Origin of the sequence: Bacillus sp. DE0042 (assembly GCF_007680225.1) — a bacterium.
GTDB lineage: Bacteria > Bacillota > Bacilli > Bacillales > Bacillaceae_G > Bacillus_A > Bacillus_A wiedmannii.
In genome coordinates this window covers 439966-461781 of record NZ_VEJP01000003.1, presented here as the reverse complement: position 1 = coordinate 461781, position 21816 = coordinate 439966, and the positions used below count along the sequence as shown (strand labels likewise).

Genomic DNA, 21816 nt, shown 5'->3' with positions numbered 1-21816 from the left:
ATTATAAGTTTAGTAAATGTCCTAATTTGTTTACTTTCGTTTGTAAATACGTTTTATTCTCTTCTTTTGTTGGCATTTGCAATGGAACACGCTCGATTACTTCTAAATCGTAACCTTGTAAGCCAGCAATTTTTCGCGGGTTATTCGTTAATAATCGTAACTGTTGTAAACCTAAATCTTTTAAAATTTGAGCGCCAATACCGTAATCACGCAAATCAGCTGGGAATCCAAGTTTTTCGTTTGCTTCTACCGTATCGAATCCTTCTTCTTGTAACTTATAAGCGCGAAGCTTATTAAGAAGGCCGATGCCTCGTCCTTCTTGTCTCATATAAAGAAGAACGCCTTTTCCTTCACGTTCAATTTGAGCAAGTGCAGCATGGAGTTGTGGTCCGCAATCACAGCGGCATGAGCCAAATACATCTCCTGTTAAGCACTCTGAATGAACGCGTACAAGTACAGGCTCTCCTGTTGAAATATCACCTTTGACGAGTGCGATATGCTCTTTCGTATCTAATGAATTAGAATAGCCGATTGCATGGAAAGTACCGAAATCTGTAGGTAATGTAATTTCCACTTCTCGCGTCACTAGTGTTTCATGGTGGCGGCGATAAGCAATTAAATCTTCTATTGTAATCATTTTTATATCAAATTGTTTTGCGCACTGTAGTAAATCAGGTACGCGAGCCATCGTACCGTCCTCATTGATAATCTCACAAATGACTCCAGCTGGTTCTGCTCCGCAAAGCTGTGCTAAATCGACGGCAGCCTCTGTATGACCAGCACGGCGCAGTACACCGCCTTCTTTCGCGATTAATGGAAAGATATGTCCAGGACGATTGAAATCAGCACCTTTTGATGCAGGGTTTAACAATTCTTGTATCGTAGTCGCCCGTTCGTGAGCGCTAATCCCTGTTGTTGTAGAAACATGATCAATGCTCACTGTAAATGCAGTATGATGCGAATCTGTATTATGAGCTACCATTGGTTCTAATTGTAGACGCTCTGCGTACCCTTCCGTAATCGGTACACAAACGAGACCACGCCCATGTGTAATCATAAAGTTAATCGTTTCTGGCGTAATATACTCTGCTAAAGCGATAAAGTCGCCTTCATTTTCACGGTTTTCATCATCGCATACGATAACGACTTTTCCTTGTTTTAAATCTTCTAGAGCTTCTTCAATACGATGAAACATAATGCTTCCCCCTTATAGAAATCCGTTTTCTTGTAAAAAGCTTTCGCTCATTGAACCTGTTCGTTTTACAGGTTTAGAAATAAAGCGTTCGATATATTTACCAATCATGTCACACTCAATGTTTACTATGTCACCGGCATTCTTTTCTCCGATAACAGATTCACTTACTGTGTGCGGGATGAGTGAGATTGTGATGGAAGATTCGTCTATATCAAATATCGTTAAACTCGTTCCATCAACAGCAACGGATCCTTTATGCAAACAATAGCGCAGCAATTCATCAGCAATAGCTATTTTGTAATAGACGGCATTATAGTGTTGTTTTTTGTTTAATATCGTTCCGATGCCATCAATATGTCCTGAAACGAAATGTCCACCGAATCGTCCGTTTGCAGCCATCGCCCGCTCTAAATTTACTTTAGAGCGTGGTTTAAGCATGCGAAGTGATGTTGATTGCATCGTTTCAGGCATTGCGTCCACTGTGAATGAAGTTGTTGTGAAACTCGTTACAGTTAAGCAAATACCGTTAACCGCGATACTATCACCTAAGTGAACATCTGATAAAATATTATTTGCATGGATCGTTAACTTCATCGCTTCTCCGCTTTGTTGCATGTTTGCAATCGTTCCTAATTCTTCTACAATTCCTGTAAACATTCCGTCACCTCACTTCGGGCATTCGCAACGATTTTTATATCATCACCAACTTGTTTCATCTCTTGAATTTCCAAGGAAAGTGCATCTTGCAATGCTGCGAAACCATTTCCACCAAATAAAGTAGGGGCATCTTTCCCACCAATTAATTTGGGGCTTATATAAGTTACAATTTCATTGAGATGCTTTGTTTGTAAGAAGCTTGCATGAACTGTTTGACCACCTTCAACGAATAGAGAAAGAATTTGCTTCTCTCCAAGAAAGAAAAGGAGGTCCTTGATTTCTATATGTTTTGTTTTCATTTGGAATATAGCTATATTTTCAGATTCATAAGAAGCTATTTTCTCTTTATTTACATCCTTACCGACAAAAATCCATGTCGGTGCTAAACCATCTGTTATGACATGAGAAGATGGTGGTGTTCGTAAATGGGTATCTAAAATGACGCGTATAGGATGTTTACCCCCGTTAGGAATTCTTGTCGTTAAATGCGGATTATCAGCTATAACTGTATTTACTCCAACGAGAATCGCATCATGTGTATGGCGATATTGGTGAACATCAGCTCGTGCTTCTTCACCTGTAATCCACTTACTTTCACCAGTGACAGTTGCTGTTTTTCCATCTAAGCTCATCGCTGTTTTTATTGTTACAAATGGACGTTTCGTTTTCATGTAGTGAAAAAAGAAACGATTTAATAAGGTGGCTTCTGTTTCAAGAACACCGGTAGTTACTTCGATGCCAGCTTCTTCTAATCTCCTTTTTCCAGTACCAGAAACGAGAGGATTGCAATCAAGCGTAGCAATTACAACCCGTTTGACTCCTTTTTTGATGAGCAATTCACAACAAGGTGGTGTTTTTCCAAAATGGCTACACGGTTCAAGTGTTACATAAACGGTAGTTCCTTTTGCTTTTTCACCAGCCATATGAAGAGCGTGAACTTCTGCGTGTTCTTCACCTGCACGTAAATGAGCGCCAATACCGACGATGTTTCCATCTTTTACAACAACAGCACCAACCATAGGATTTGGACTTGTTTGTCCGGATGTTCCTTCTGCTAACTGCAGGGCAATCCTCATATATTCTTGATCTGTCATTTTCTTCACCTCTCCTGAAAAAATCAAAAAACCCCAAGGATTTTATATCCTTGGGGTTTGGGAGACGTGATTTCTAGAAATATAGTTCGAATACGAAAGTATAGGAAAGAAACCTAACGATGATTGATATTTTGGCATAAGGAAAAAACCTAGCAAAATATCAAATTTTTCAAACGCTAGTCGTATCTTTTTATTCCAGTATAGAAACATAAGTATACAAAATAAAACATATATAAAGATTCAAAATGAAACTTTAAAAATATGCATACTGAAATAAAAGTGTATTCGCTATATAAAATTACTAGAAAACATATCCTTCTCCCATCCAGACTATACTGTCGGCCCTAGAGTTTCACTAGATCCACCGTTTTCGTGTTGAAAACGGGTCACGGACTTAGAAGTTTGCACTTCATCACCGCCGGTTGGGAATTTCACCCGACCCCGAAGGATGTTGTTTGCTCAAATTATAGCACAAAAAAGACAAAAGGCTAGTAAAAAATATTCGAATGTGAAGAATTGTGTGAAAATATATGTAAGTTGGAATGAAGACAAAAGTATGAGGAATGTTGTAAGGAAAAGGGGGGACGAGAGTTAATGAAAAGAAAAAACATGCACAAAAAAATGTGCATGTCACATGTGAAATTATTCTGCCTCTGGTGCTCTAACAACAGAATCGAATTTCCCTTTATGCGAAGCATCGCAATAAGGCATATTTTTTGATAAACCACAACGGCATAAAGAAAATGCCGGTTTTGCTGGGAATACATTCCCTTGTGAATCGACTAATTCCACGTCCCCTGTAACACGAAAAGAGCCATTATCATTTACTTTAATTTGTACTTTCGCCAACGCTATCCCTCCTTCCCAAACGCTTAATTTCATCATATAATTAAGAGAAGTACTTGACAATATAAAGTGAAACTTTAATTAGTGGGGAGGTATCCCCCACTAATTATTAGTTGAACCAATCGGGCTTTTAGGGGCAGTTAATCTCCCACCTAACTTCTTTGTTTTAGCTGAGTTTTGAGGTGGGAGTTTTACTGCCCGTTAATGCGGGGTAAAAAGAGCACTTTGTTTGAGAAAGAAGAGAGTGTTATAATAGTTTTCATAACTGACTAGAGTAAGGTGACGAGAGATGGATAAACAATTACATACATTACGAAACATTGCAAATGAGCGCACGTGGGCATCATTTTTGAATGATAATCATCCATATAGTTTGTTACATTGGTCCATTGCAGGTGTAGGGCAAGAGGCAAAGGATGTTTGGTTACTTCAAGATGAAGTAACATTTCAAACGACAGAATTTCCAACGTTAGACGATGCAATGCAATGGATTTCTGAAAACATGGAACAAGTTACAGACGTTTTAGCGCAATAAAAAAACAGGCTTATGCAAGCCTGTTTTTTGTTTCTTTTACATATGAGTTTAAAAATTGATCAACGGCTGCTTCATACTCTTCTTTATTTTCGTTATAAGAGCAAGCGTGTGCACCGCGTTCTGCAATATAAAGTTGTTTATTGTTTCCTTTTGCTTCATATAGTGCTTTCGTCATATCAGCTAAAATATAATCATCATCTTTACTATGAATAAAGAGGATGGGATTGTTAATATTTTTTATACAATCGATTGGTGAAACTTCGCGAATCGTATAACCGTCACGCACTTTTAAAAAAGCATTTGCTAAAGGTAATAAGGGCCATTTAGGTAAATGGAATTCAACCTTTAAACGGTGTTGTAATTGTCCGTAGAAATCAGAAAAAGGACAATCTGCAATATAGAAATCAGCACCATCTTCTACAAGTCCTGCGTATTGAAGAAGTGTTGCAGCTCCCATAGATTCACCATGAATACCGAGTGTTATATTTGTTCCAAAGCGACTTTTTAGCCAGTCAACTACAGATTTTAAATCATGTTTTTCATAGTATCCATAGCTTGTTGTTTTTCCGCCAGTTTTACCATGACGACGATGATCATAAATAACGACATTATACCCTCTGTTTAAAAATAACCTTGCATATTTTACAGAGTTCATTTTATTTACAGTTACGCCGTGACAAAAGATCATAAACTTATTGGAATGACCAGCAGGAATGTAATAGCCGTGAAGATCATATCCGAATTGCGAAGGAATATGAATTTCTTCTTTATGAAGAGCATCAAAATCCTCTATGCGAAAATGTTTTTTCGTTTCTCTTTCGAGTACTTCTTCCTCTGTTTTTTTCTTTAAGTACATCACTTTATTTGTAAAGAAAATCCCAAGGGCAGTTATCGCACCTAGTATAGTAAACAATGCTGCAAAAAAACGTTTCATACTTTACCTCATCCTCCAAATACCGTTACATGTGATACACTTACATTGTATCACAATGATAGAAAAGGGGAGAAATAGGAAATGGTGTATATACAAAAAATTACGCCAGCGATGAAAGAAACAATCCGAATGTTCATGTGTGAGAACTGGGGGAGTTCATTGATGGTTTCACGTGGTAAGGGGCATCAGTTAGAAGAGTTGCCAGGATTTGTTGCGCTCTCGGATGACAGAATAATCGGAATTATAACGTATGAAGTGACCGGAAATATGTGTGGAATTGTATCGTTAGATAGCTTTGAAGAAAGAAAAGGAATAGGGACGAAACTTGTAGATTGTGTATTACAAGTTGCAGAAGAAAAACGGTGCGGGCGGGTTTGGCTCATAACAACAAATGATAATATGAATGCGTTACGTTTTTACCAAAAACGTAATTTTGTGATGACTAATTTATATGTGAATGCAGTGGAAGAGGCACGAAAAATAAAGAAAGAAATTCCGCGTATCGGATATGATAATATCCCAATTTTACATGAAATACAGTTGGAGTATCGTTTAATAAATTGATGTAACAATTTTCAGAAATATAAGTTAGTAACCTTGACGAATATTGTAATTTAGGTTACCGTAAAATTGTAATCTATTACCATATTAAGGGGTGACGATGTGGCAACTATACGTGATGTTGCAAAATTGGCAGGTGTTTCAGTCGCAACCGTTTCACGAGTTATTAATGAAAAAGGATACGTTCATGAGGACACAGTAAAACAAGTAAAGGAAGCAATTGAGGAATTACGTTATAGGCCAAATAGTGCAGCAAAGCCATTATTTAAAGAGAATTCAACGATAATTGCATTACTTGTAGATAATCTATATGACCCATCAAACATCACTTTGCTACATTGTATTGAGGAAATAGCATATAAAGAAGGATATCAAATCATTGTTTGTAATATAGAGAATAAAGATAGATACATACATATGTTGAAGGGAAATAACGTTGCAGGTGTTATTTTAACAAGATCCGTTTTTAAAAGTATAGGAGAAATTCCACTTCCGTTTGTTGTGATTGATGAAAAAAAATCCCATGCAAATTATTATGAAAGTGGACAAAGAACGGTTTCTTTATTAAAAGAAAAAGGCTGTCAATTTCTTGCTTATTTCGATGAGGGAGAAGATAGTGAAGAAATGGAAGAGCACATATCAGGATTTTTAGACGCTGTTTGGGATGAAGGGATCTCTTATCGAGAAGTATGTGTACAAGGGTATACGAATAAACAGTTTATTACATTCTTGCAAACTTACCCGTATATAGATGGAATTGTAACTTCAAGTGAAAAGGTTACTTTTGAGTTAATTCAAGCAGCGAAAAATTTAAATATCCGTATACCGGATAAGTTGAAAATTATCGGACCGAACGGGAGCATAGACAGTGAATGGATAGGCCCGTCACTCATGAAAATTGAAAGTTGCACCGAAAAAAATGGGAAAATAGCTTTACAACAATTAAAAGAAAAAATAAAAAAGTAAAAGGTGCGTATAAAACGCACCTTTTATAATGTAATTGCGGCAATAAAGCCGAATATAAGTAACGGTATATTATAATGCAGAAAAGTTGGTACACATGTATCCCATATATGATGGTGTTGACCATCAGCATTTAAACCGGATGTTGGCCCAAGTGTACTATCTGATGCTGGAGATCCCGCATCGCCTAGCGCTCCAGCTGTACCGATAATTGCAATTGTGGCCATTGGACTAAATCCAAGCTGCATGCAAAGAGGCACAAAAATTGTTGTTAAAATAGGGATGGTTGAAAAGGATGAACCAATTCCCATCGTAACGAGAAGTCCAATCACAAGCATAAGAAATGCAGCGAGTGGTTTGTTATTTCCAATTATATGTGCACTCGTTTGCACAAGAGATTCAACATGTCCTGTTTTTCGAAGAACAGCGCCAAATCCAGCGGCAGCGATCATAACAAAACCGATAAAGGACATCATGCGCATTCCGCTTGTTAATATCGCATCTGCTTCTTTAAGAGGTAGACTACCACTTACTGATAAGACGATAATCCCCGCTAAAGCACCGAAAATCATTGATTCTGTTGCTAATTGAACAGTTAATGTGGCTATGATAGATAACAATCCGAAAGTAATGCTACGTTTTGTATAGGGAACGATTTCATTTGCGGTAGTATGAACTTGTTCTGTTTCATACGTACGAGGTTTCCGGTACGTAATGAATACCGCTACACATAATCCAATAATCATACCGATTGCTGGAATAGTCATTGCTTTTGGAATAAGTGCGACATCAAATGTAAGACCACTTTGCGCAGCATTTGTTTGCAATACGTCATGAAAAATTTTTCCGAACCCTGCTGGAATCCACATATAAGGAGTAATCAATCCGAATGTAATAATACATGTAACAAGTCTGCGATCCACTTTCAGCTCATTTAATACTTTTAAAAGTGCTGGAATTAGGATGGGGATGAAAGCGATATGAACAGGAATCACATTTTGTGAGAAACAAGCCATCGTTAAAATGATGAATAAAATAAGTATTTTAGAATAAACTTGTTTTTTCGTGTCTTGTTCATTGCCAATCCATTTTAGTGCAGTTTGAATCATGGCATCTGGAAGTCCTGTTTTGGAAAGGGAAATAGCGAAACCGCCAAGCATTGCATAACTTAAAGCGATTGGAGCACTGTTTCCAAGGCCAGTTGTAAAAGTGTTAATAGTTTCTGAAATACCGAGTCCACCGATAATTCCGCCTGTTAAAGCTCCAACAATGATGGCGACAATGACCTGGACACGTAACAAACTAAGCAATAGCATAACTGCTACTGCGACGAGTACAGCATTCATAATAAATGTAATCTCCCTAAAATTTTATTGTGCTAAGGCAAGTAAATATGAAGCACTTTGCTATATTTATACATAGTTGCGACATATTATTATAAATTGTTTTCTATGAAATGTAAAAGAGCCTTTTGTTACTAATGCTGAAAAGCTAGCTCTTGTTTAATTGATTGTAAAGAATTGGCGAATAATTCTGGTTCTTCTAAATCAGGAGAATGTGCTGAATTTGGGAACCAAATCATTTTTTTTATGGGGGCTTCTATCACATCACAATATTCCTGAACGAGAGCATAAGGAGTTTGATAATCATAGCGACCAGAACAAAAATAAATCGGAATAGATAAGCTTGAAATAGAAGAAAAGAAATCGATTGTCAACATTTCTTCCCATAAAACGCCAGATTTTAAATTTCCTGCGAGAAACTTGAACCAATCTAATAGCGTATATTCAGGGGAAAAGAAGCCTTTTCGTATGAAAGAAAAGGAAGATCCGTTTTGGATTGCTCCGCCGAATGTGCCAAGCCACTTTCTTTGAATAATAAGGCGTCTCGTATCTAAAAATGGTGGTTTGCCTAATTTTAAAAGGGACGCTAATGCTTTTTTATGATCATGTTTTTTTGCAGAACGAATTAAATGCTGATATAGCAATTCTTCGTTTTGTTTCATATGTACAATCTGCCCAATACCGATGTAAGCCTCGATATACTGTGGATATTGATGTGCTATGTTAAGCCCAATAATGCTTCCCCAAGAATGACCAGCGAGAAATAGTTTCTGTTTATTGAACTTTTTAAGTACATATTGAATCACTTCTTTTGCATCGGAAACGAATTGTTCGATTGTAAAATTTGCTCCGAAATCTTTCATTGAAAAGGATTTACCTGCCCCGCGCTGATCCCAATTAATAACGATGAATTGTTTCTCCAATTCTTTTTGAAAATGACGAATAAATCCAATTTGTGCCATGCCAGGTCCGCCATGACAGCATAATAAAATTGGCTGCTCTATGTTTTGCCCGCGCATAAGGAGAGTTTGTTTTCGATTATGAATCATAACGCCTTCCATCGTAGCAATACTATTAGGAATGAGTTGTTTATTTTCATTATAAAACTGTGGGGTATAGCTACGAAAAAGCATATGGAAAACCTCCTTTTCTGAAATCGTATGAATCGCACAGGCTATTCGTTTTGCATATACTGTTAGAAAATCATTGTAACATACCATACTAGTGTCATTTCAACACGGGAGGAGGGAAATTGTGACGATTGGAGAAATTATAGATTGCTTAAATAGACGTGAATCCATCGCTATTATAGCAAAACGTCTTGAAATAAGCCCATATACATTATCAAAGAAATTAAGATTGATTGGATACGAATATGATGGAGAACAGAAGAAACGTATTTTTGTAGGAGATGGAGAAGAACCGCGTCACTTACAACTCCAAGAAGCGACAGCCCTTCAATATGCGACAACGGATTATCAATTATTAATTTATGAGCAATTACAAAGTATTTATGAGTTATTAAGAAAGAGAGAAGAAGTAATTGTGCCCACTATGAGTATAAGTACAGAAAAAAAGAAACGTACCTTTTCTATTAATAAAGAAATATTAGCAAAACTAGACGTTATATCAGAAGCGAAAGGAATTCGAAAATCTAAACTTGTAGAAGAGGCGTTACAACAATTTTTACAACAATATGATGTTAACAAAACATCACATTTTGATAACTAAAGAAAAGGATACTATGTTCATTGTAAGAACGAGTATCCTTTTTAGGTTTTACTAATATTGTGGATTAAGTATAAGTGCGTATCCTTTACAATAAAAATCTGGATCGCATATTAGGGAAATACTTAATTTACCTTTTGAATTCTTCCATCAATAACTGGCTGAATTGGTTCTTTTAATTGTTTTACATAATTGACTAGCGCTTCAAAGTCGTTTGGACCAGTTTCTGAATTCTTTCCATTTTTAAATGATACGAATCCGTCACCGCCAGAAGCTAAGAAAGCATTCGCAACTACGCTATACGTTTTAGATGGAGATAACTCTTCGCCATTTGTTAAGCGTATATTCGTAACCTTTTCACCGCTTGGTTTATTTGCATCCCACGTATATTGAATACCTGAAATTTGAAGCATTCTCGTTGTTCCTTTTTGCCATTGTTGATTTAAAATGTCGCGAATATCTTGACCTGTTAAATCTACTTTAATCAATTGGTTTCCAAAAGGCTGAACGCCATATAATTCGCCCCAAGTAATATCGCCAGCATCTAAGTCATTACGAATGCCACCAGGATTCATAAGTGCGATTTGAGCTTGCATCGTTTGACGCTGTGCGTCGGCAATTACATTCCCAAGAGTAGATTCACCAGCATCATTTTGTTTACGGTCGATAGGTGCTGTAGATTTTCCTACAACTTCATTTACAAGTGGTGCGATTGTTTCTTTATATTGATCTATTTTTTGTTTTACTTGTTTATCAGGTTCCACACCTTCATGATATGTTGTAATCACTTCAGCTTTTTTCTTTACAATATCTTTTGTTTTACGATCAATTGTTACATCTACGTCTGAGAAAGCTGTTCCATAAGAGTTCGCTTGGACGATTAGTTTATTATTTACAGTACCATTTACATACGTGTGACTATGTCCACCGAAAATAACATCAACTTCCGAGTCTGTTTCATTTGCAATTCGAGTAAGGTCTCCATTTGTCACGCCAGACTCATCAGTTGTTCCGCCGACATGGGCAAGGACGACGATGGATTTAACACCGAGACGCTTTAATTGTTGCGCTGATTTATTAATTGCTTCTACTTCGTCAGTGATCTGTACATTTTTAAGCATAGTAGGCATCACGACATTTGGCGTATCAGTTGTAACAACGCCAATGAATCCTACAGGAATACCATCTACCATTTTTACAGTAAATGGTGGTAAAAATAAGCGACCAGTTGATTTGTTATAGAAGTTAGCAGCGACATAAGGGAAGTTAGCACCTTTGAAATTACCTGTTTTCTCGTGATATCCACCGTAAATGAGGCGTTTCATTTCATCGATACCTTCATCAAATTCATGGTTTCCAATTGTACCAACATCGAATTTTAAGTCATTTAAAAATTCAATCGTTGGTTCATCTTGTAACAACGCTGAAACTGGTGGACTAGCTCCGACAATATCGCCAGCATGTACGAGAAGTGTATTAGGGTTTTGCTTTTTACGTTCTTTTAAATAAGTAGCTAAGTAATCAGCGCCACCAGCTTCTTTGTTATTAATTTTTTTAACAGTATCTAGTTGTCCATGGAAATCATTAATACCAAGCATTTGTACGTCTACGTAGCGGTTTTGTTCAGCTGGAATCTGGGATGGGGGAGCGGCAAATACGCTTGAAAAAGTTATGGTGCTTAAAACGGCAACAGCAGGAATGATTTTTTTCCACATAATTCATTTCTCCTTTTTTTATAATCTGACATCATACGACATAATTTTAATAGATTCATAGGATTATATCTATATAAAAATTTAGTTTTTTCGAAAAATTAACATATTTACAAAAGGTGAATAATAGAGTAAAGAACCTTTTTTATTGTCGAGTTCATTGTGTATCTACTATAATGGAGAAAAAAGTAAAAGGTGATTAGCATGAAGAAAAAGAAACAAAGACAAATGCAAAGACAATCGCAAGTGAATAGACCAGAGAAAGAGTCGCTTACATTAGGCGATCAATTAAATGATTCACTCATGCAGCAATTAAAGAATAAGAAGAAAGAATTGCAAGTGAGAGAAGAGAAAAAAGAGGCAGCTGAACTGGAAAGAAAGCGCCAAGAACAAAAAGAACGTGAAAAGAATAAATCATTTGAAGAACTGTTAAGTGAAAGTAGCCTTACTTGGAAAGACTTTAAATAATATAAAAAAATGATCAGTGCATACCGCTGATCATTTTTTTGACGAGCTTGTAAGAAAAGGGGAGTGTAAAATGAGAAAAATTGTAGTCGTTCCGCATGAAAATCATTGGAACGAAAAATTTCAAATAGAGGCTGAACGATTAAAATCGGCGATGCCAGAAATGGTGAAAGTCCATCATATTGGAAGTACATCAGTGCCAGGACTGGCAGCTAAACCAATTATAGATATGATTATGGAAGTAGAGAGTATCGACAGAGTAGATCATTGGAATGAACGTTTTGAAGAGCTTGGTTACATCGTAAAAGGGGAAAATGGTATTTCAAGACGTCGTTATTTTATTCATGGAACGGAGGAAAAACGCTCGTATCACTTACACGTTTTTGAAAAAGGAAATCCTGAGATAGTAAGGCATTTAGCGTTTCGTGATTATATGATGGCTCATTGTGAAGAAGCAGAGGCATATGCAACCTTAAAGAAAGAATTAGCCGAAAAATATACATATGATGGCACGTTATATACGGAAGGAAAAAATGAGTTTGTACGTAGTGTTGATGAAAAAGCGAAAGAATGGAGAGAAGGAAATATGAATAATTGAGTTTGCGTTTTAGTGTATAAAATTATTATGTAAACTGTACATATGTTTTGACTTTTTGGTTGAATCTTGTTGAAATAAAGTGGTGGCTTATAAAAAATGTAAGAATGAAAGGGAGACGACTGTGCACATTCCAACAACTACACTTCATAATGGCGTAAAAATGCCGATGATTGGTCTAGGCGTTTATAAAGCGAAAGAAGGCGACGAAGTAAAACAAGCAGTAAAAACAGCGTTAGAGGTTGGATACCGTTCGATTGATACAGCAACTGTATATGAAAATGAAAGCGGTGTCGGAGAAGCGGTTCGTGAATCAGGAATTCCGAGAGAAGACATATTTATTACAACAAAAGTTTGGAACGACGATCAAGGATACGAGGAAACACTTGAGGCGTTTGAAAAAAGCTTAAAGAAATTACAAATGGACTATGTAGATTTATATTTAATACATTGGCCAATTAGAGGGAAGTATGTCGATACGTACCGAGCGCTAGAAAAACTGTATGAAGAAGGTAAAGTGCGCTCGATTGGTGTTTCAAATTTTCATAAACATCATTTAGAACTGTTATTACCAAATTGTAAAGTGAAGCCGATGGTTAACCAAGTGGAACTTCATCCGATGTTAGCGCAATTTGAATTGCGTAATTTCTGTCAAGGTGAGCAAATTCAAATGGAAGCATGGAGCCCATTAATGAGAGGCGGGGAAGTATTCGAGAACCCGATTATTCAGGCCATTGCTACGAAATATGAAAAAACACCTGCGCAAGTTATATTAAGATGGGATATTCAGAGCGGGGTAGTGACGATTCCTAAATCTGTTACACCATTTCGCATTAAGGAGAATTTTTCTATCTTTGATTTTTCACTAACAGAAGAAGAGATGACTCAAATTAATACGTTAAATCGTAATTTACATGTAGGAACGAATCCGGATAAATATGATACGCTATAAAAAGACGCTACCAGTATGGTAGCGTCTTTTTAACGATGTAAAGCGTAAGTATCACATTTAGCAATTTGCTGAAGTTGTATATATTGAGCTGTTGTTAACTGTGTTTGTTTACTAGCCTGGGCATTTTCTTTCAATTGTTGGATAGAGCTTGCACCAGGTATAACAGCTGCAACAGTTTCGTTATGTAAGCAATATTGAATAGCTGTTCCTGTTAAAGAGCTTTCTCCGATTATTTCTTTTACATTCGCGAGTGTCGCATATAATTCATCGTAAGAATAAGAAAGGTAATTCTTTTCTTTTACTCTTTCTATCTTTCTTGCATTATTGTCAGTTAAAATTCCTTTTGCAAGTGGCCCACGAGCAATAATGCTAATTTGATGTTCACTTAGAAGTGGGAACCATTCTTCAGGGCGACGATTTAAAAGGCTATATTCCATTAGCACACTAACGATATTTGAACGTTTAGCATATTCACGGATAACGTTTGGACGTATAGAAGAAATACCGTAATGGCGAATAATACCTTCTTTTTTTAATTCTTCAAAGGCTTCAATTGTTTCATCTATTGGATCTTCAATCGTCCCGCCGTGAAGTTGATAAAGATCAATATAATCAGTTTGAAGTCTACGTAAACTTTCTTTCACTTCAGCCTTTATGTAATTTTTAGAAGGATCCCAAGACCACCCGTTTTTTTCTTCTGTCCATCGATTTCCAACTTTTGTTGTAAGAACAATTTGGTCTCGTTTCCCTTTTAAGGCTTTTCCAACAAATTCTTCGTTTAATCCATAATCATATAAATCCGCTGTATCAAAAAAATTGATTCCTAAATCGATTGCTTCATCGATAATACGCATAGCTTCTGTTTCAGATGTACCGAGAGACATGCAGCCAAGGCCCATTTCTGTAACAAACAAATCTGAGTTTCCTAATTGACGTTTTTTCATAGGTCAACCTCCTTACCTTTATTGTACGAAAGGAAAAAGAGGTTGACAAACGTTTACTTTTTATTTGCTGTAATCCACTCTTGTACAGTTGTATACTCTTTGCCATATTGTTTTAGTTTATGGCGGATTTGCCATGCTTTTCCGACTAAAGTGACGCGATTTGGTAAAATATAAACTTTCATTTCTATCACGCTCCTTTCAATGTGGTAAAATGTATGAGGAAAGAATAGGAAATAGAACAGGGAGATGAAGTAGTATGAGTAATCTTGCAGAGAGAACAGTAAAAACTGAGCCGATTTTTGATGGTAGAGTTATAAAAGTTCGTGTTGATGATGTAGTATTACCAAATGGAGCAATGAGTAAACGTGAAATTGTAAATCACCCTGGTGCAGTTGCTATTATTGCTATTACTGATGAGGGGAAAATTGTGCTTGTTGAGCAGTATCGTAAAGCGCTTGAAAAGGCGATTATAGAAATTCCGGCCGGCAAGTTAGAACCTGGTGAAAAACCTGAGGTGACAGCAGTTCGTGAATTAGAAGAGGAAACAGGATATGTATGTGAAAATATGGAGCTTATTACTTCTTTCTATACATCTCCAGGATTTGCAGATGAAATTTTATATGTATATAAAGCGACAGGTTTGACGAAAAAAGAAAATAAAGCTGAGTTAGATGAAGATGAATTCGTGGAATTGATGGAAGTATCGTTAGAAGAAGCGATTATTCTTATGAAAGATCTTCGTATTCATGATGCGAAGACGATGTTTGCAGTACAATACTTACAACTACAAAAATAAACACTCGCCAAAGGCGAGTGTTTTTTAATTGATTTTTGCGTATACGCGTGCATCACGTAAGCTACCATCTGGTGCTATGAAATCATTTTCCATTGTACCTTCTAGAATAAATTCTAAACGTTCTGCTAGGTTACATGCATTTGCATTTGTTGCATCAGTACGAATTTCAATTCTTCTAGCACTTAGCTTATCAAAGGCAAATTGAATGGCACCTTTAATGGCTTCAGTCATATAGCCTTGTTTTGTATAAGCGCTATGCAGCCAGAAGTGAAGTGAAAACTTTGGAATATCCCAGTTTTCAGGCTTGAGCGTTATAGCTCCGATGAATGTACCAGATACTTTATCGTATAAGTGAAAATCAAGTGTTTCACGAAGTAAAAACTGCCCGTGAGCGTTACGAACGATTTCTTCAGCACTTTCTTCTGTTTCAGCGTTAATTGGCATCCACGGTACTAAGTCTTCTAGAGAAGCTTGGATTGCTTCATACACTTCTGCACCATCACCTGGAAATGGCTTACGAACTTGTAAGCGTTCAGTTTGAAATAATGTTGGAAAATCTAATAATAATGGTTTCAAGAGAAATCCCTCCTATTCTCTACTTTTTAGTTTAGCAAAGTAGAGCGGAATTTCAATGTTAATTCGTCATACTTTTTTCTTTCTTTCATACATTTTTAGTAAGAGTGTGAACGGAGGGAAGAAAAATGTGGAGAAAAACTTGGCAAGACCGTGTAATGTCTCACATACAGGAAAACTCTTCATTATATATATTTAACGCTGTTTTATTATTGATGGGAGTAATATTTGGGGCCATTCTTGTAAATAGTTTACAATTAAATCAAAAACAAGATTTATCATTTTATTTACAACGTTTTTTTGGACAAGTTTCTAAAGGAGAATTTGCTATTGCGAGCGAAATGTTTCGAGAAAGTTACTTTTCGCAATTAAAATACATTGGATTTATTTGGATTTTGGGGATTTCAATTATTGGATTGCCACTTATTTTTATTTTATTATTTGTAAAAGGAGTAGTTGTCGGATTTACAGTAGGTTTTTTAGTCAGTCAGCATGGATGGAATGGATTATTATTATCATTCGTTTCTGTATTGCCACAAAACCTCATTATTATTCCAGTATTTCTCGTTATGACAACAATTGCCGCAAGCTTTTCCTTACGCATGATTAGGCATCAATTTATCAGGAAAATAACCGAGCCATTATTACCATTATTAATTCGTTATACATGCTTCTTTCTTGTAATTGGAGCGGTGTTAGCTCTTGCTTCTAGTGTAGAAGCTTATGCATCACCAGTTTTAATGAAAGAAGTCGTTGAGGCTATTAATAAACAATAAATACTTTTTGAGAATAATTATCAATTTGTTTTTATTGTTTTTCTTTTGACAGAAGCCCTTCTTCTGATATAATGGTGTAAGAGTGGCGAGGAGGGAGTAGTACCGAATGGAAGAAAGAATTGAACGAATTAAGAAGCAATTACATGCAGCGAGCTACAAATTAACACCGCAACGTGAAGCAACAGTTCGTGTGCTGCTAGAAAATGAAGAAGATCATTTAAGCGCAGAAGATGTTTACCTCCTTGTAAAAGAAAAGTCGCCAGAGATCGGATTAGCAACCGTCTATCGAACTTTAGAACTATTATCTGAGTTAAAAGTTGTCGATAAGATTAACTTCGGAGACGGTGTTTCACGCTATGACTTACGCCAAGAAGGTGCGCAGCGTTTTCACCATCATTTGATTTGTACACAATGTGGTGCTGTACAAGAAATACAAGAAGATTTACTTGGTGAAGTGGAAAGGAAAGTAGAACGTGACTGGAGCTTTAAGGTGAAAGATCATCGTTTAACATTCCATGGGATTTGTAAAAATTGTCAAGAAAATGAAACGGATGAAAAATAACCTTTTCCTATTTATCTAGGAAGAGGTTTTTTATTTGAATAAGGTATAAATTGGTGAAAGCTTGGCATATGTTGTAATAACTTATATTTTGGAGGAATTTACAATGCGCCGAGCTTTAAAATTAACTTTTGATGGGATAAAAGTATTTTTATTATTTACAAGTTGTACGATTTTGTTTTATTTCGCTATACTATGGATAAATGAAGAATATGAAAGTTATCATCGTTATGAAAAACCAAAAGAAGAGACTGTAGAAAAAGTATCAGGGAATGAAGAGCCGGCAAAGGATGCTTTCGTAAATAGAATGATGTTTTTCTATGAAAATGGGGAGTAGTGTAGATTGGAAGATCAATTAAAAGATTTTATTCATTATATGGTTGTCGAAAAAGGGCTAGCGAAAAATACAGTAGTATCTTATGAACGTGATTTAAAAAGTTATGTAAAGTATTTGCAAAATGTAGAACAGGCGAAAAGCTTTCATGAAGTGACACGCTTGCACATTGTTAATTTTCTGCAGCACTTAAAAGAAAACGGAAAATCTTCGAAAACATTAGCACGTCATATTGCATCGATTCGTTCGTTTCACCAATTCTTACTTCGTGAACGAGCGGTAGAGCACGACCCATCCGTACATATTGAAACGCCGCAAGGAGAACGGAAATTACCGAAAGTACTATCAATCGATGAAGTAGAGGCGTTACTTCAGACGCCAAAAATGACGAGTGCTTTTGGGGTTCGTGACAAAGCGATGCTAGAGTTACTTTATGCAACAGGACTTCGTGTTTCGGAATTAATTGCCTTAAATTTAGAAGATGTACATTTAACGATGGGATTTGTTCGTTGCATAGGGAAAGGGAATAAAGAAAGAATTATTCCACTAGGAAGTTTAGCGACGGAAGCGATTCAAAAGTATATTGAAAAGGGAAGAAGAGAATTGATGGGTAAAAAAGTAGTAGATGCACTCTTTTTAAACCATCATGGGAATCGATTATCAAGACAAGGATTTTGGAAAATTTTAAAACGATTGGCGAAAGAAGCAAATATTGAAAAAGAGCTTACACCGCATACGTTGCGCCATTCTTTTGCTACGCATTTATTAGAAAATGGAGCAGACTTGCGTGCTGTGCAAGAAATGCTAGGACATGCAGATATTTCAACGACGCAAATTTATACGCATGTTTCAAAAGCTAGATTAAAAGATGTATATAAACAGTTTCATCCGAGAGCATAGTTACTATGCTCTTTTTTCATAGATTCAAAAGGCTATAGTACTTCACAAAAACTTCACAAACATTTCGTACATTGTTTTCAGCAGAAGACTAGAATATTACAATGTATTTCCTCTATACTAAATAAGGTATGAAGGAGGAAATGATGATGAAAAAACTTATTATGACTTTATTTATCGCGATGCTAGCATTGGTTGGCTGTAATACAAACAAAGAAGAACCGAAAAAAGAACAGAAACTAGAAGCTGTAAAAGTAGCAGTTCAAACAAATCCGAAAGAAATTAAACCTGGTGAAAAAACAGAAGTACAAGCACTTGTTACACAAGGAAAAGAAAAAGTAACAGATGCTGATGATGTAAAGTTTGAAATTTGGAAAGATGGCGACGAAAATCACGAGATGTTAGATGGGAAGCATAAAGGAAAAGGTGTTTATGCAGTAGAGAAAACGTTCGAGACGGATGGAGTATACCATATTATCGCTCACACAAATGCACGTGAAATGCATGTTATGCCAGAAGTAAAAGTGGCTGTAGGAAATGCGAAAGTAGAAGATGCGAAAAAAGAAAATAGTGATCACGGTGCAGGGCATGGCGATCATAAAAGCGATACAATGATCCATCTTATGGCTGGTGATATAAAAGCAAATGCTGAATCAACTATGAAAGTTCATTTAAAACAAAAAGAAGAAGCGTTAACTGGTGCTGAAGTACAACTTGAGATTTGGAAAGATGGTGTTGAAAAACACGAATTTATTCCAGTGAAAGAAGGAAATAAAGGAGAGTATGAAACGAAACATACTTTCAAAGAAAACGGTTCTTACAAAGTGAAAGTTCATGTTAAAAAAGGCGAACTACATGAACATAAAGAAGAAACAGTAGAAGTAAAATAAAAAGTAGCTCTTTAGAGCTGCTTTTTATTTTTATTCTGTAAACGTCCAATTGATGAGGGCTAATAATCAGTGGAGAAGAACTAAACTCCTGCTAATCAAAGTTTCACTTTATATGAAGAAATAAATCATAAAATAATTAGCACTTATTTGCATAATGGATTACAATAGAAGTGTGAAGAAAATGAGAAATTCTACGAAAATGTATTAAAAAGAAAGCGTAAACATGTTATGATATCAGTATCAGATGTCTGACATCTGACTTAGAAAAAACTAGAAATGTTTTTGAGTCGTTTCAAAGTAAACGAAATAGGTTAGAGAATCAATTAAAGAAGTACTGTTTGACAATGAGAACGAAAGAGAATTCTTATGGAGAACAGTTTCACTTTATAGCGTTTTGAACATACTACAAGAAGTAGAACTGAACTTATAGGAGGTCGCAGTTATGAATAAATATAAACGTATATTCCTAGTCGTAATGGACTCTGTAGGAATCGGCGAAGCACCGGATGCTGAGCAATTTGGTGATTTAGGTTCTGACACAATTGGTCACATTGCTGAACATATGAATGGATTACAAATGCCAAATATGGTGAAGTTAGGTCTTGGTAACATTCGTGAAATGAAAGGTATCTCTAAAGTAGAAAAACCGCTTGGATATTATACAAAAATGCAAGAGAAATCTACTGGTAAAGATACAATGACAGGACACTGGGAAATCATGGGTCTTTACATTGATACACCATTCCAAGTGTTCCCTGAAGGATTCCCAAAAGAATTACTTGATGAATTAGAAGAAAAAACAGGTCGTAAAATTATCGGTAATAAACCAGCTTCTGGAACTGAGATTCTTGATGAACTTGGTCAAGAACAAATGGAAACAGGATCTTTAATCGTTTACACTTCTGCTGATAGCGTATTACAAATCGCAGCACACGAAGAAGTAGTGCCACTTGAAGAGTTATATAAAATTTGTAAAATTGCACGTGAATTAACGTTAGATGAAAAGTACATGGTAGGTCGTGTTATCGCTCGTCCATTCGTTGGAGAACCAGGGAAATTCACACGTACACCAAACCGTCATGATTATGCGTTAAAACCATTCGGCCGTACGGTAATGAATGAATTAAAAGATAGTGACTACGATGTTATTGCTATCGGTAAAATCTCTGACATATATGATGGTGAAGGTGTAACTGAATCACTTCGTACGAAGTCTAACATGGATGGAATGGATAAGCTTGTAGATACATTAAACATGGACTTTACAGGTCTTAGCTTCTTAAACTTAGTTGACTTTGATGCATTATTCGGTCACCGCCGTGATCCACAAGGATATGGAGAAGCTCTGCAAGAGTATGATGCTCGTCTTCCAGAAGTATTCGAAAAACTAAAAGAAGATGATTTATTATTAATTACAGCAGACCACGGTAATGATCCAGTACATCCTGGTACTGATCATACACGTGAATATGTACCGTTATTAGCATATAGCCCAAGCATGAAAGAAGGCGGACAAGAATTAGCACTTCGTCAAACATTTGCTGATATTGGTGCAACGGTAGCAGAAAACTTCGGCGTGAAAATGCCAGAACACGGAACAAGCTTCTTAAACGAGCTAAAGAAATAGGGGGATAAACAAATGAATCGTGAACTTATTACAAAATCAGCTTCATACTTAAAAGAGAAATTTCAAGAAACGCCACAAGTAGGACTAATCCTTGGATCTGGACTAGGTGTATTAGCAGATGAAATCGAGAACGCAGTAACAGTACCTTACAGTGAAATCCCTGAATTCCCAGTATCAACTGTAGAAGGTCATGCAGGTCAACTAGTATTCGGTACACTTCAAGGTGTAACAGTAGTAGCAATGCAAGGACGTTTCCACTTCTATGAAGGATACGACATGCAAAAAGTAACATTCCCAGTTCGTGTTATGAAAGAACTAGGTGTAGAAACAGTTGTTGTAACAAATGCAGCTGGTGGTGTAAATACATCATTTGAGCCAGGCGATCTTATGTTAATTTCAGATCACATTAACTTCATGGGTACAAATCCATTAATCGGACCGAATGATTCGGAAATGGGTGTGCGTTTCCCTGATATGTCTACATCATATACACCAGAACTTCGTGAAATGGCGAAACAAGTTGCAGCGGACTTAAATATTAAAGTACAAGAAGGTGTATACGTTGGAATGACAGGTCCTGTATATGAAACACCTGCTGAAATTCGTATGCTTCGTACACTTGGCGGAGATGCAGTTGGTATGTCTACAGTACCAGAAGTAATTGTAGCGCGTCATGCTGGTATGAAAGTACTTGGTATTTCTTGTATTTCAAATATGGCAGCTGGTATTTTAGATCAGCCACTTCACCACGATGAAGTAATTGAAACGACAGAACGTGTTAAAGCTAACTTCTTAGCATTAGTAAAAGCAATCGTAAAACAAATGAAGGGGTGACCTCAC

26 protein-coding genes and 1 riboswitch are annotated in these 21816 nt (G+C 36.4%); of the genes, 15 read left to right on the top strand and 11 right to left on the bottom strand.

Annotated features, from left to right (window positions below; genetic code table 11):
* Nucleotide 1 precedes the first annotated feature (1 nt).
* The 4 genes from ribBA to FS802_RS16405 form a co-directional block, all read right to left on the bottom strand.
* Nucleotides 2-1195, bottom strand: coding sequence for a bifunctional 3,4-dihydroxy-2-butanone 4-phosphate synthase/GTP cyclohydrolase II (gene ribBA, locus FS802_RS16420; RefSeq protein WP_000468992.1), 1194 nt, complete (start codon nucleotides 1193-1195; stop codon nucleotides 2-4).
* Between the two features lie 12 nt (nucleotides 1196-1207).
* The gene (gene ribE, locus FS802_RS16415; protein WP_098092728.1) at nucleotides 1208-1852 is read right to left on the bottom strand and encodes a riboflavin synthase subunit alpha; all 645 of its coding nucleotides are present in this window, start codon (nucleotides 1850-1852) and stop codon (nucleotides 1208-1210) included.
* Nucleotides 1834-2946 carry a bifunctional diaminohydroxyphosphoribosylaminopyrimidine deaminase/5-amino-6-(5-phosphoribosylamino)uracil reductase RibD gene (ribD, locus tag FS802_RS16410; RefSeq protein ID WP_098653309.1) on the bottom strand — a complete coding sequence of 371 codons (1113 nt, stop codon included), beginning with the start codon at nucleotides 2944-2946 and terminating at the stop codon, nucleotides 1834-1836. Before ribD ends, ribE begins: the two co-directional genes overlap by 19 nt.
* A gap of 309 nt (nucleotides 2947-3255) precedes the next feature.
* Nucleotides 3256-3399, bottom strand: a riboswitch (FMN riboswitch).
* Between the two features lie 189 nt (nucleotides 3400-3588).
* A complete protein-coding gene (locus FS802_RS16405) occupies nucleotides 3589-3795 on the bottom strand; it encodes a CDGSH iron-sulfur domain-containing protein (RefSeq protein WP_098614107.1) in 207 nt (68 codons plus the stop codon).
* A gap of 286 nt (nucleotides 3796-4081) precedes the next feature.
* Between FS802_RS16405 and FS802_RS16395 the strand changes: the two genes are divergently transcribed.
* Nucleotides 4082-4327 (top strand): DUF2552 family protein, encoded by a 246-nt coding sequence (locus FS802_RS16395; RefSeq protein ID WP_000360793.1) that lies wholly within the window; start codon nucleotides 4082-4084, stop codon nucleotides 4325-4327.
* A 10-nt stretch (nucleotides 4328-4337) separates the two neighbouring features.
* Here FS802_RS16395 and FS802_RS16390 read toward each other — a convergent pair whose 3' ends face one another.
* Entirely contained in the window at nucleotides 4338-5261 is a 924-nt protein-coding gene (locus FS802_RS16390; RefSeq protein WP_098653311.1) for an alpha/beta hydrolase, read from the bottom strand.
* An 81-nt stretch (nucleotides 5262-5342) separates the two neighbouring features.
* On the opposite strand from FS802_RS16390, the gene FS802_RS16385 reads away from it, so the two are divergent.
* Together FS802_RS16385 and FS802_RS16380 are read left to right on the top strand one after the other, a co-directional pair.
* Nucleotides 5343-5825, top strand: coding sequence for a GNAT family N-acetyltransferase (locus FS802_RS16385; RefSeq protein WP_098653312.1), 483 nt, complete (start codon nucleotides 5343-5345; stop codon nucleotides 5823-5825).
* 99 nt (nucleotides 5826-5924) lie between these two features.
* The gene (locus FS802_RS16380) at nucleotides 5925-6788 is read left to right on the top strand and encodes a LacI family DNA-binding transcriptional regulator (RefSeq protein ID WP_098653313.1); all 864 of its coding nucleotides are present in this window, start codon (nucleotides 5925-5927) and stop codon (nucleotides 6786-6788) included.
* Between the two features lie 23 nt (nucleotides 6789-6811).
* Here FS802_RS16380 and FS802_RS16375 read toward each other — a convergent pair whose 3' ends face one another.
* Nucleotides 6812-8131 (bottom strand): Na+/H+ antiporter family protein, encoded by a 1320-nt coding sequence (locus FS802_RS16375; protein WP_000994824.1) that lies wholly within the window; start codon nucleotides 8129-8131, stop codon nucleotides 6812-6814.
* 131 nt (nucleotides 8132-8262) lie between these two features.
* A complete protein-coding gene (locus FS802_RS16370; protein ID WP_000898977.1) occupies nucleotides 8263-9261 on the bottom strand; it encodes an alpha/beta fold hydrolase in 999 nt (332 codons plus the stop codon).
* Between the two features lie 121 nt (nucleotides 9262-9382).
* On the opposite strand from FS802_RS16370, the gene FS802_RS16365 reads away from it, so the two are divergent.
* Nucleotides 9383-9859 (top strand): ribbon-helix-helix domain-containing protein, encoded by a 477-nt coding sequence (locus FS802_RS16365; protein WP_000151919.1) that lies wholly within the window; start codon nucleotides 9383-9385, stop codon nucleotides 9857-9859.
* 122 nt (nucleotides 9860-9981) lie between these two features.
* Here FS802_RS16365 and FS802_RS16360 read toward each other — a convergent pair whose 3' ends face one another.
* Complete coding sequence (locus FS802_RS16360; protein ID WP_098653314.1) at nucleotides 9982-11571, bottom strand: bifunctional metallophosphatase/5'-nucleotidase; 1590 nt, start codon at nucleotides 11569-11571, stop codon at nucleotides 9982-9984.
* 201 nt (nucleotides 11572-11772) lie between these two features.
* On the opposite strand from FS802_RS16360, the gene FS802_RS16355 reads away from it, so the two are divergent.
* The 3 genes from FS802_RS16355 to FS802_RS16345 all read left to right on the top strand — a co-directional run bounded on the left by FS802_RS16355 (nucleotide 11773) and on the right by FS802_RS16345 (nucleotide 13580).
* Nucleotides 11773-12036: a YqkE family protein gene (locus FS802_RS16355; RefSeq protein ID WP_000727565.1), complete on the top strand. Its 264-nt coding sequence runs from the start codon at nucleotides 11773-11775 to the stop codon at nucleotides 12034-12036.
* Nucleotides 12037-12106: 70 nt separating this feature from the next.
* Nucleotides 12107-12631 carry a GrpB family protein gene (locus FS802_RS16350; protein ID WP_001227181.1) on the top strand — a complete coding sequence of 175 codons (525 nt, stop codon included), beginning with the start codon at nucleotides 12107-12109 and terminating at the stop codon, nucleotides 12629-12631.
* Between the two features lie 121 nt (nucleotides 12632-12752).
* Nucleotides 12753-13580: an aldo/keto reductase gene (locus tag FS802_RS16345; protein WP_098653315.1), complete on the top strand. Its 828-nt coding sequence runs from the start codon at nucleotides 12753-12755 to the stop codon at nucleotides 13578-13580.
* Between the two features lie 29 nt (nucleotides 13581-13609).
* On the opposite strand, the gene lolS is transcribed toward FS802_RS16345, so the two are convergent.
* Nucleotides 13610-14524 (bottom strand): aldo/keto reductase, encoded by a 915-nt coding sequence (lolS, locus tag FS802_RS16340; RefSeq protein WP_000747222.1) that lies wholly within the window; start codon nucleotides 14522-14524, stop codon nucleotides 13610-13612.
* Nucleotides 14525-14577: 53 nt separating this feature from the next.
* Nucleotides 14578-14706: a Z-ring formation inhibitor MciZ gene (gene mciZ / locus FS802_RS16335; protein WP_000870295.1), complete on the bottom strand. Its 129-nt coding sequence runs from the start codon at nucleotides 14704-14706 to the stop codon at nucleotides 14578-14580.
* Nucleotides 14707-14780: 74 nt separating this feature from the next.
* Between mciZ and FS802_RS16330 the strand changes: the two genes are divergently transcribed.
* Nucleotides 14781-15320, top strand: coding sequence for an NUDIX domain-containing protein (locus FS802_RS16330; protein ID WP_000067040.1), 540 nt, complete (start codon nucleotides 14781-14783; stop codon nucleotides 15318-15320).
* A 24-nt stretch (nucleotides 15321-15344) separates the two neighbouring features.
* Here the strand turns inward: FS802_RS16330 and FS802_RS16325 are convergent, their stop codons facing one another.
* Nucleotides 15345-15896, bottom strand: coding sequence for a GNAT family N-acetyltransferase (locus FS802_RS16325; protein ID WP_000803489.1), 552 nt, complete (start codon nucleotides 15894-15896; stop codon nucleotides 15345-15347).
* A gap of 155 nt (nucleotides 15897-16051) precedes the next feature.
* Here FS802_RS16325 and spoIIM point away from each other — a divergent pair, with 155 nt between their 5' ends.
* The 7 genes from spoIIM (at nucleotide 16052) to FS802_RS16290 (ending at nucleotide 21810) form a co-directional block, all read left to right on the top strand.
* Nucleotides 16052-16669 carry a stage II sporulation protein M gene (gene spoIIM, locus FS802_RS16320; RefSeq protein WP_240515220.1) on the top strand — a complete coding sequence of 206 codons (618 nt, stop codon included), beginning with the start codon at nucleotides 16052-16054 and terminating at the stop codon, nucleotides 16667-16669.
* A 106-nt stretch (nucleotides 16670-16775) separates the two neighbouring features.
* On the top strand, nucleotides 16776-17231 hold the full coding sequence (gene fur / locus FS802_RS16315) for a ferric iron uptake transcriptional regulator (protein ID WP_000392657.1): 456 nt from the start codon (nucleotides 16776-16778) through the stop codon (nucleotides 17229-17231).
* A gap of 103 nt (nucleotides 17232-17334) precedes the next feature.
* Nucleotides 17335-17565 (top strand): YqzK family protein, encoded by a 231-nt coding sequence (locus FS802_RS16310; protein ID WP_001250432.1) that lies wholly within the window; start codon nucleotides 17335-17337, stop codon nucleotides 17563-17565.
* Between the two features lie 6 nt (nucleotides 17566-17571).
* Complete coding sequence (xerD, locus tag FS802_RS16305) at nucleotides 17572-18462, top strand: site-specific tyrosine recombinase XerD (RefSeq protein WP_000390083.1); 891 nt, start codon at nucleotides 17572-17574, stop codon at nucleotides 18460-18462.
* Between the two features lie 146 nt (nucleotides 18463-18608).
* Nucleotides 18609-19349: a FixH family protein gene (locus FS802_RS16300; RefSeq protein ID WP_098653316.1), complete on the top strand. Its 741-nt coding sequence runs from the start codon at nucleotides 18609-18611 to the stop codon at nucleotides 19347-19349.
* Nucleotides 19350-19791: 442 nt separating this feature from the next.
* Nucleotides 19792-20976, top strand: coding sequence for a phosphopentomutase (gene deoB, locus FS802_RS16295; protein ID WP_098653317.1), 1185 nt, complete (start codon nucleotides 19792-19794; stop codon nucleotides 20974-20976).
* A gap of 12 nt (nucleotides 20977-20988) precedes the next feature.
* The gene (locus tag FS802_RS16290; RefSeq protein ID WP_001078443.1) at nucleotides 20989-21810 is read left to right on the top strand and encodes a purine-nucleoside phosphorylase; all 822 of its coding nucleotides are present in this window, start codon (nucleotides 20989-20991) and stop codon (nucleotides 21808-21810) included.
* The last annotated feature ends 6 nt before the right edge of the window (nucleotides 21811-21816 follow it).

Excerpts from the sequence above, each read along its gene's own strand:
- spoIIM (WP_240515220.1), top strand. The coding sequence starts at position 16,052 with ATGTCTCACATACAGGAAAACTCTTCATTATATATATTTAACGCTGTT.
- FS802_RS16390 (WP_098653311.1), bottom strand. The coding sequence starts at position 5,261 with ATGAAACGTTTTTTTGCAGCATTGTTTACTATACTAGGTGCGATAACT.
- FS802_RS16300 (WP_098653316.1), top strand. The coding sequence starts at position 18,609 with ATGAAAAAACTTATTATGACTTTATTTATCGCGATGCTAGCATTGGTT.
- FS802_RS16355 (WP_000727565.1), top strand. The coding sequence starts at position 11,773 with ATGAAGAAAAAGAAACAAAGACAAATGCAAAGACAATCGCAAGTGAAT.
- FS802_RS16330 (WP_000067040.1), top strand. The coding sequence starts at position 14,781 with ATGAGTAATCTTGCAGAGAGAACAGTAAAAACTGAGCCGATTTTTGAT.
- FS802_RS16395 (WP_000360793.1), top strand. The coding sequence starts at position 4,082 with ATGGATAAACAATTACATACATTACGAAACATTGCAAATGAGCGCACG.
- lolS (WP_000747222.1), bottom strand. The coding sequence starts at position 14,524 with ATGAAAAAACGTCAATTAGGAAACTCAGATTTGTTTGTTACAGAAATG.
- ribD (WP_098653309.1), bottom strand. The coding sequence starts at position 2,946 with ATGACAGATCAAGAATATATGAGGATTGCCCTGCAGTTAGCAGAAGGA.
- FS802_RS16385 (WP_098653312.1), top strand. The coding sequence starts at position 5,343 with ATGGTGTATATACAAAAAATTACGCCAGCGATGAAAGAAACAATCCGA.
- ribE (WP_098092728.1), bottom strand. The coding sequence starts at position 1,852 with ATGTTTACAGGAATTGTAGAAGAATTAGGAACGATTGCAAACATGCAA.
- FS802_RS16375 (WP_000994824.1), bottom strand. The coding sequence starts at position 8,131 with ATGAATGCTGTACTCGTCGCAGTAGCAGTTATGCTATTGCTTAGTTTG.
- FS802_RS16310 (WP_001250432.1), top strand. The coding sequence starts at position 17,335 with ATGCGCCGAGCTTTAAAATTAACTTTTGATGGGATAAAAGTATTTTTA.
- fur (WP_000392657.1), top strand. The coding sequence starts at position 16,776 with ATGGAAGAAAGAATTGAACGAATTAAGAAGCAATTACATGCAGCGAGC.
- FS802_RS16360 (WP_098653314.1), bottom strand. The coding sequence starts at position 11,571 with ATGTGGAAAAAAATCATTCCTGCTGTTGCCGTTTTAAGCACCATAACT.
- ribBA (WP_000468992.1), bottom strand. The coding sequence starts at position 1,195 with ATGTTTCATCGTATTGAAGAAGCTCTAGAAGATTTAAAACAAGGAAAA.
- deoB (WP_098653317.1), top strand. The coding sequence starts at position 19,792 with ATGAATAAATATAAACGTATATTCCTAGTCGTAATGGACTCTGTAGGA.
- mciZ (WP_000870295.1), bottom strand. The coding sequence starts at position 14,706 with ATGAAAGTTTATATTTTACCAAATCGCGTCACTTTAGTCGGAAAAGCA.
- FS802_RS16350 (WP_001227181.1), top strand. The coding sequence starts at position 12,107 with ATGAGAAAAATTGTAGTCGTTCCGCATGAAAATCATTGGAACGAAAAA.
- FS802_RS16290 (WP_001078443.1), top strand. The coding sequence starts at position 20,989 with ATGAATCGTGAACTTATTACAAAATCAGCTTCATACTTAAAAGAGAAA.
- FS802_RS16370 (WP_000898977.1), bottom strand. The coding sequence starts at position 9,261 with ATGCTTTTTCGTAGCTATACCCCACAGTTTTATAATGAAAATAAACAA.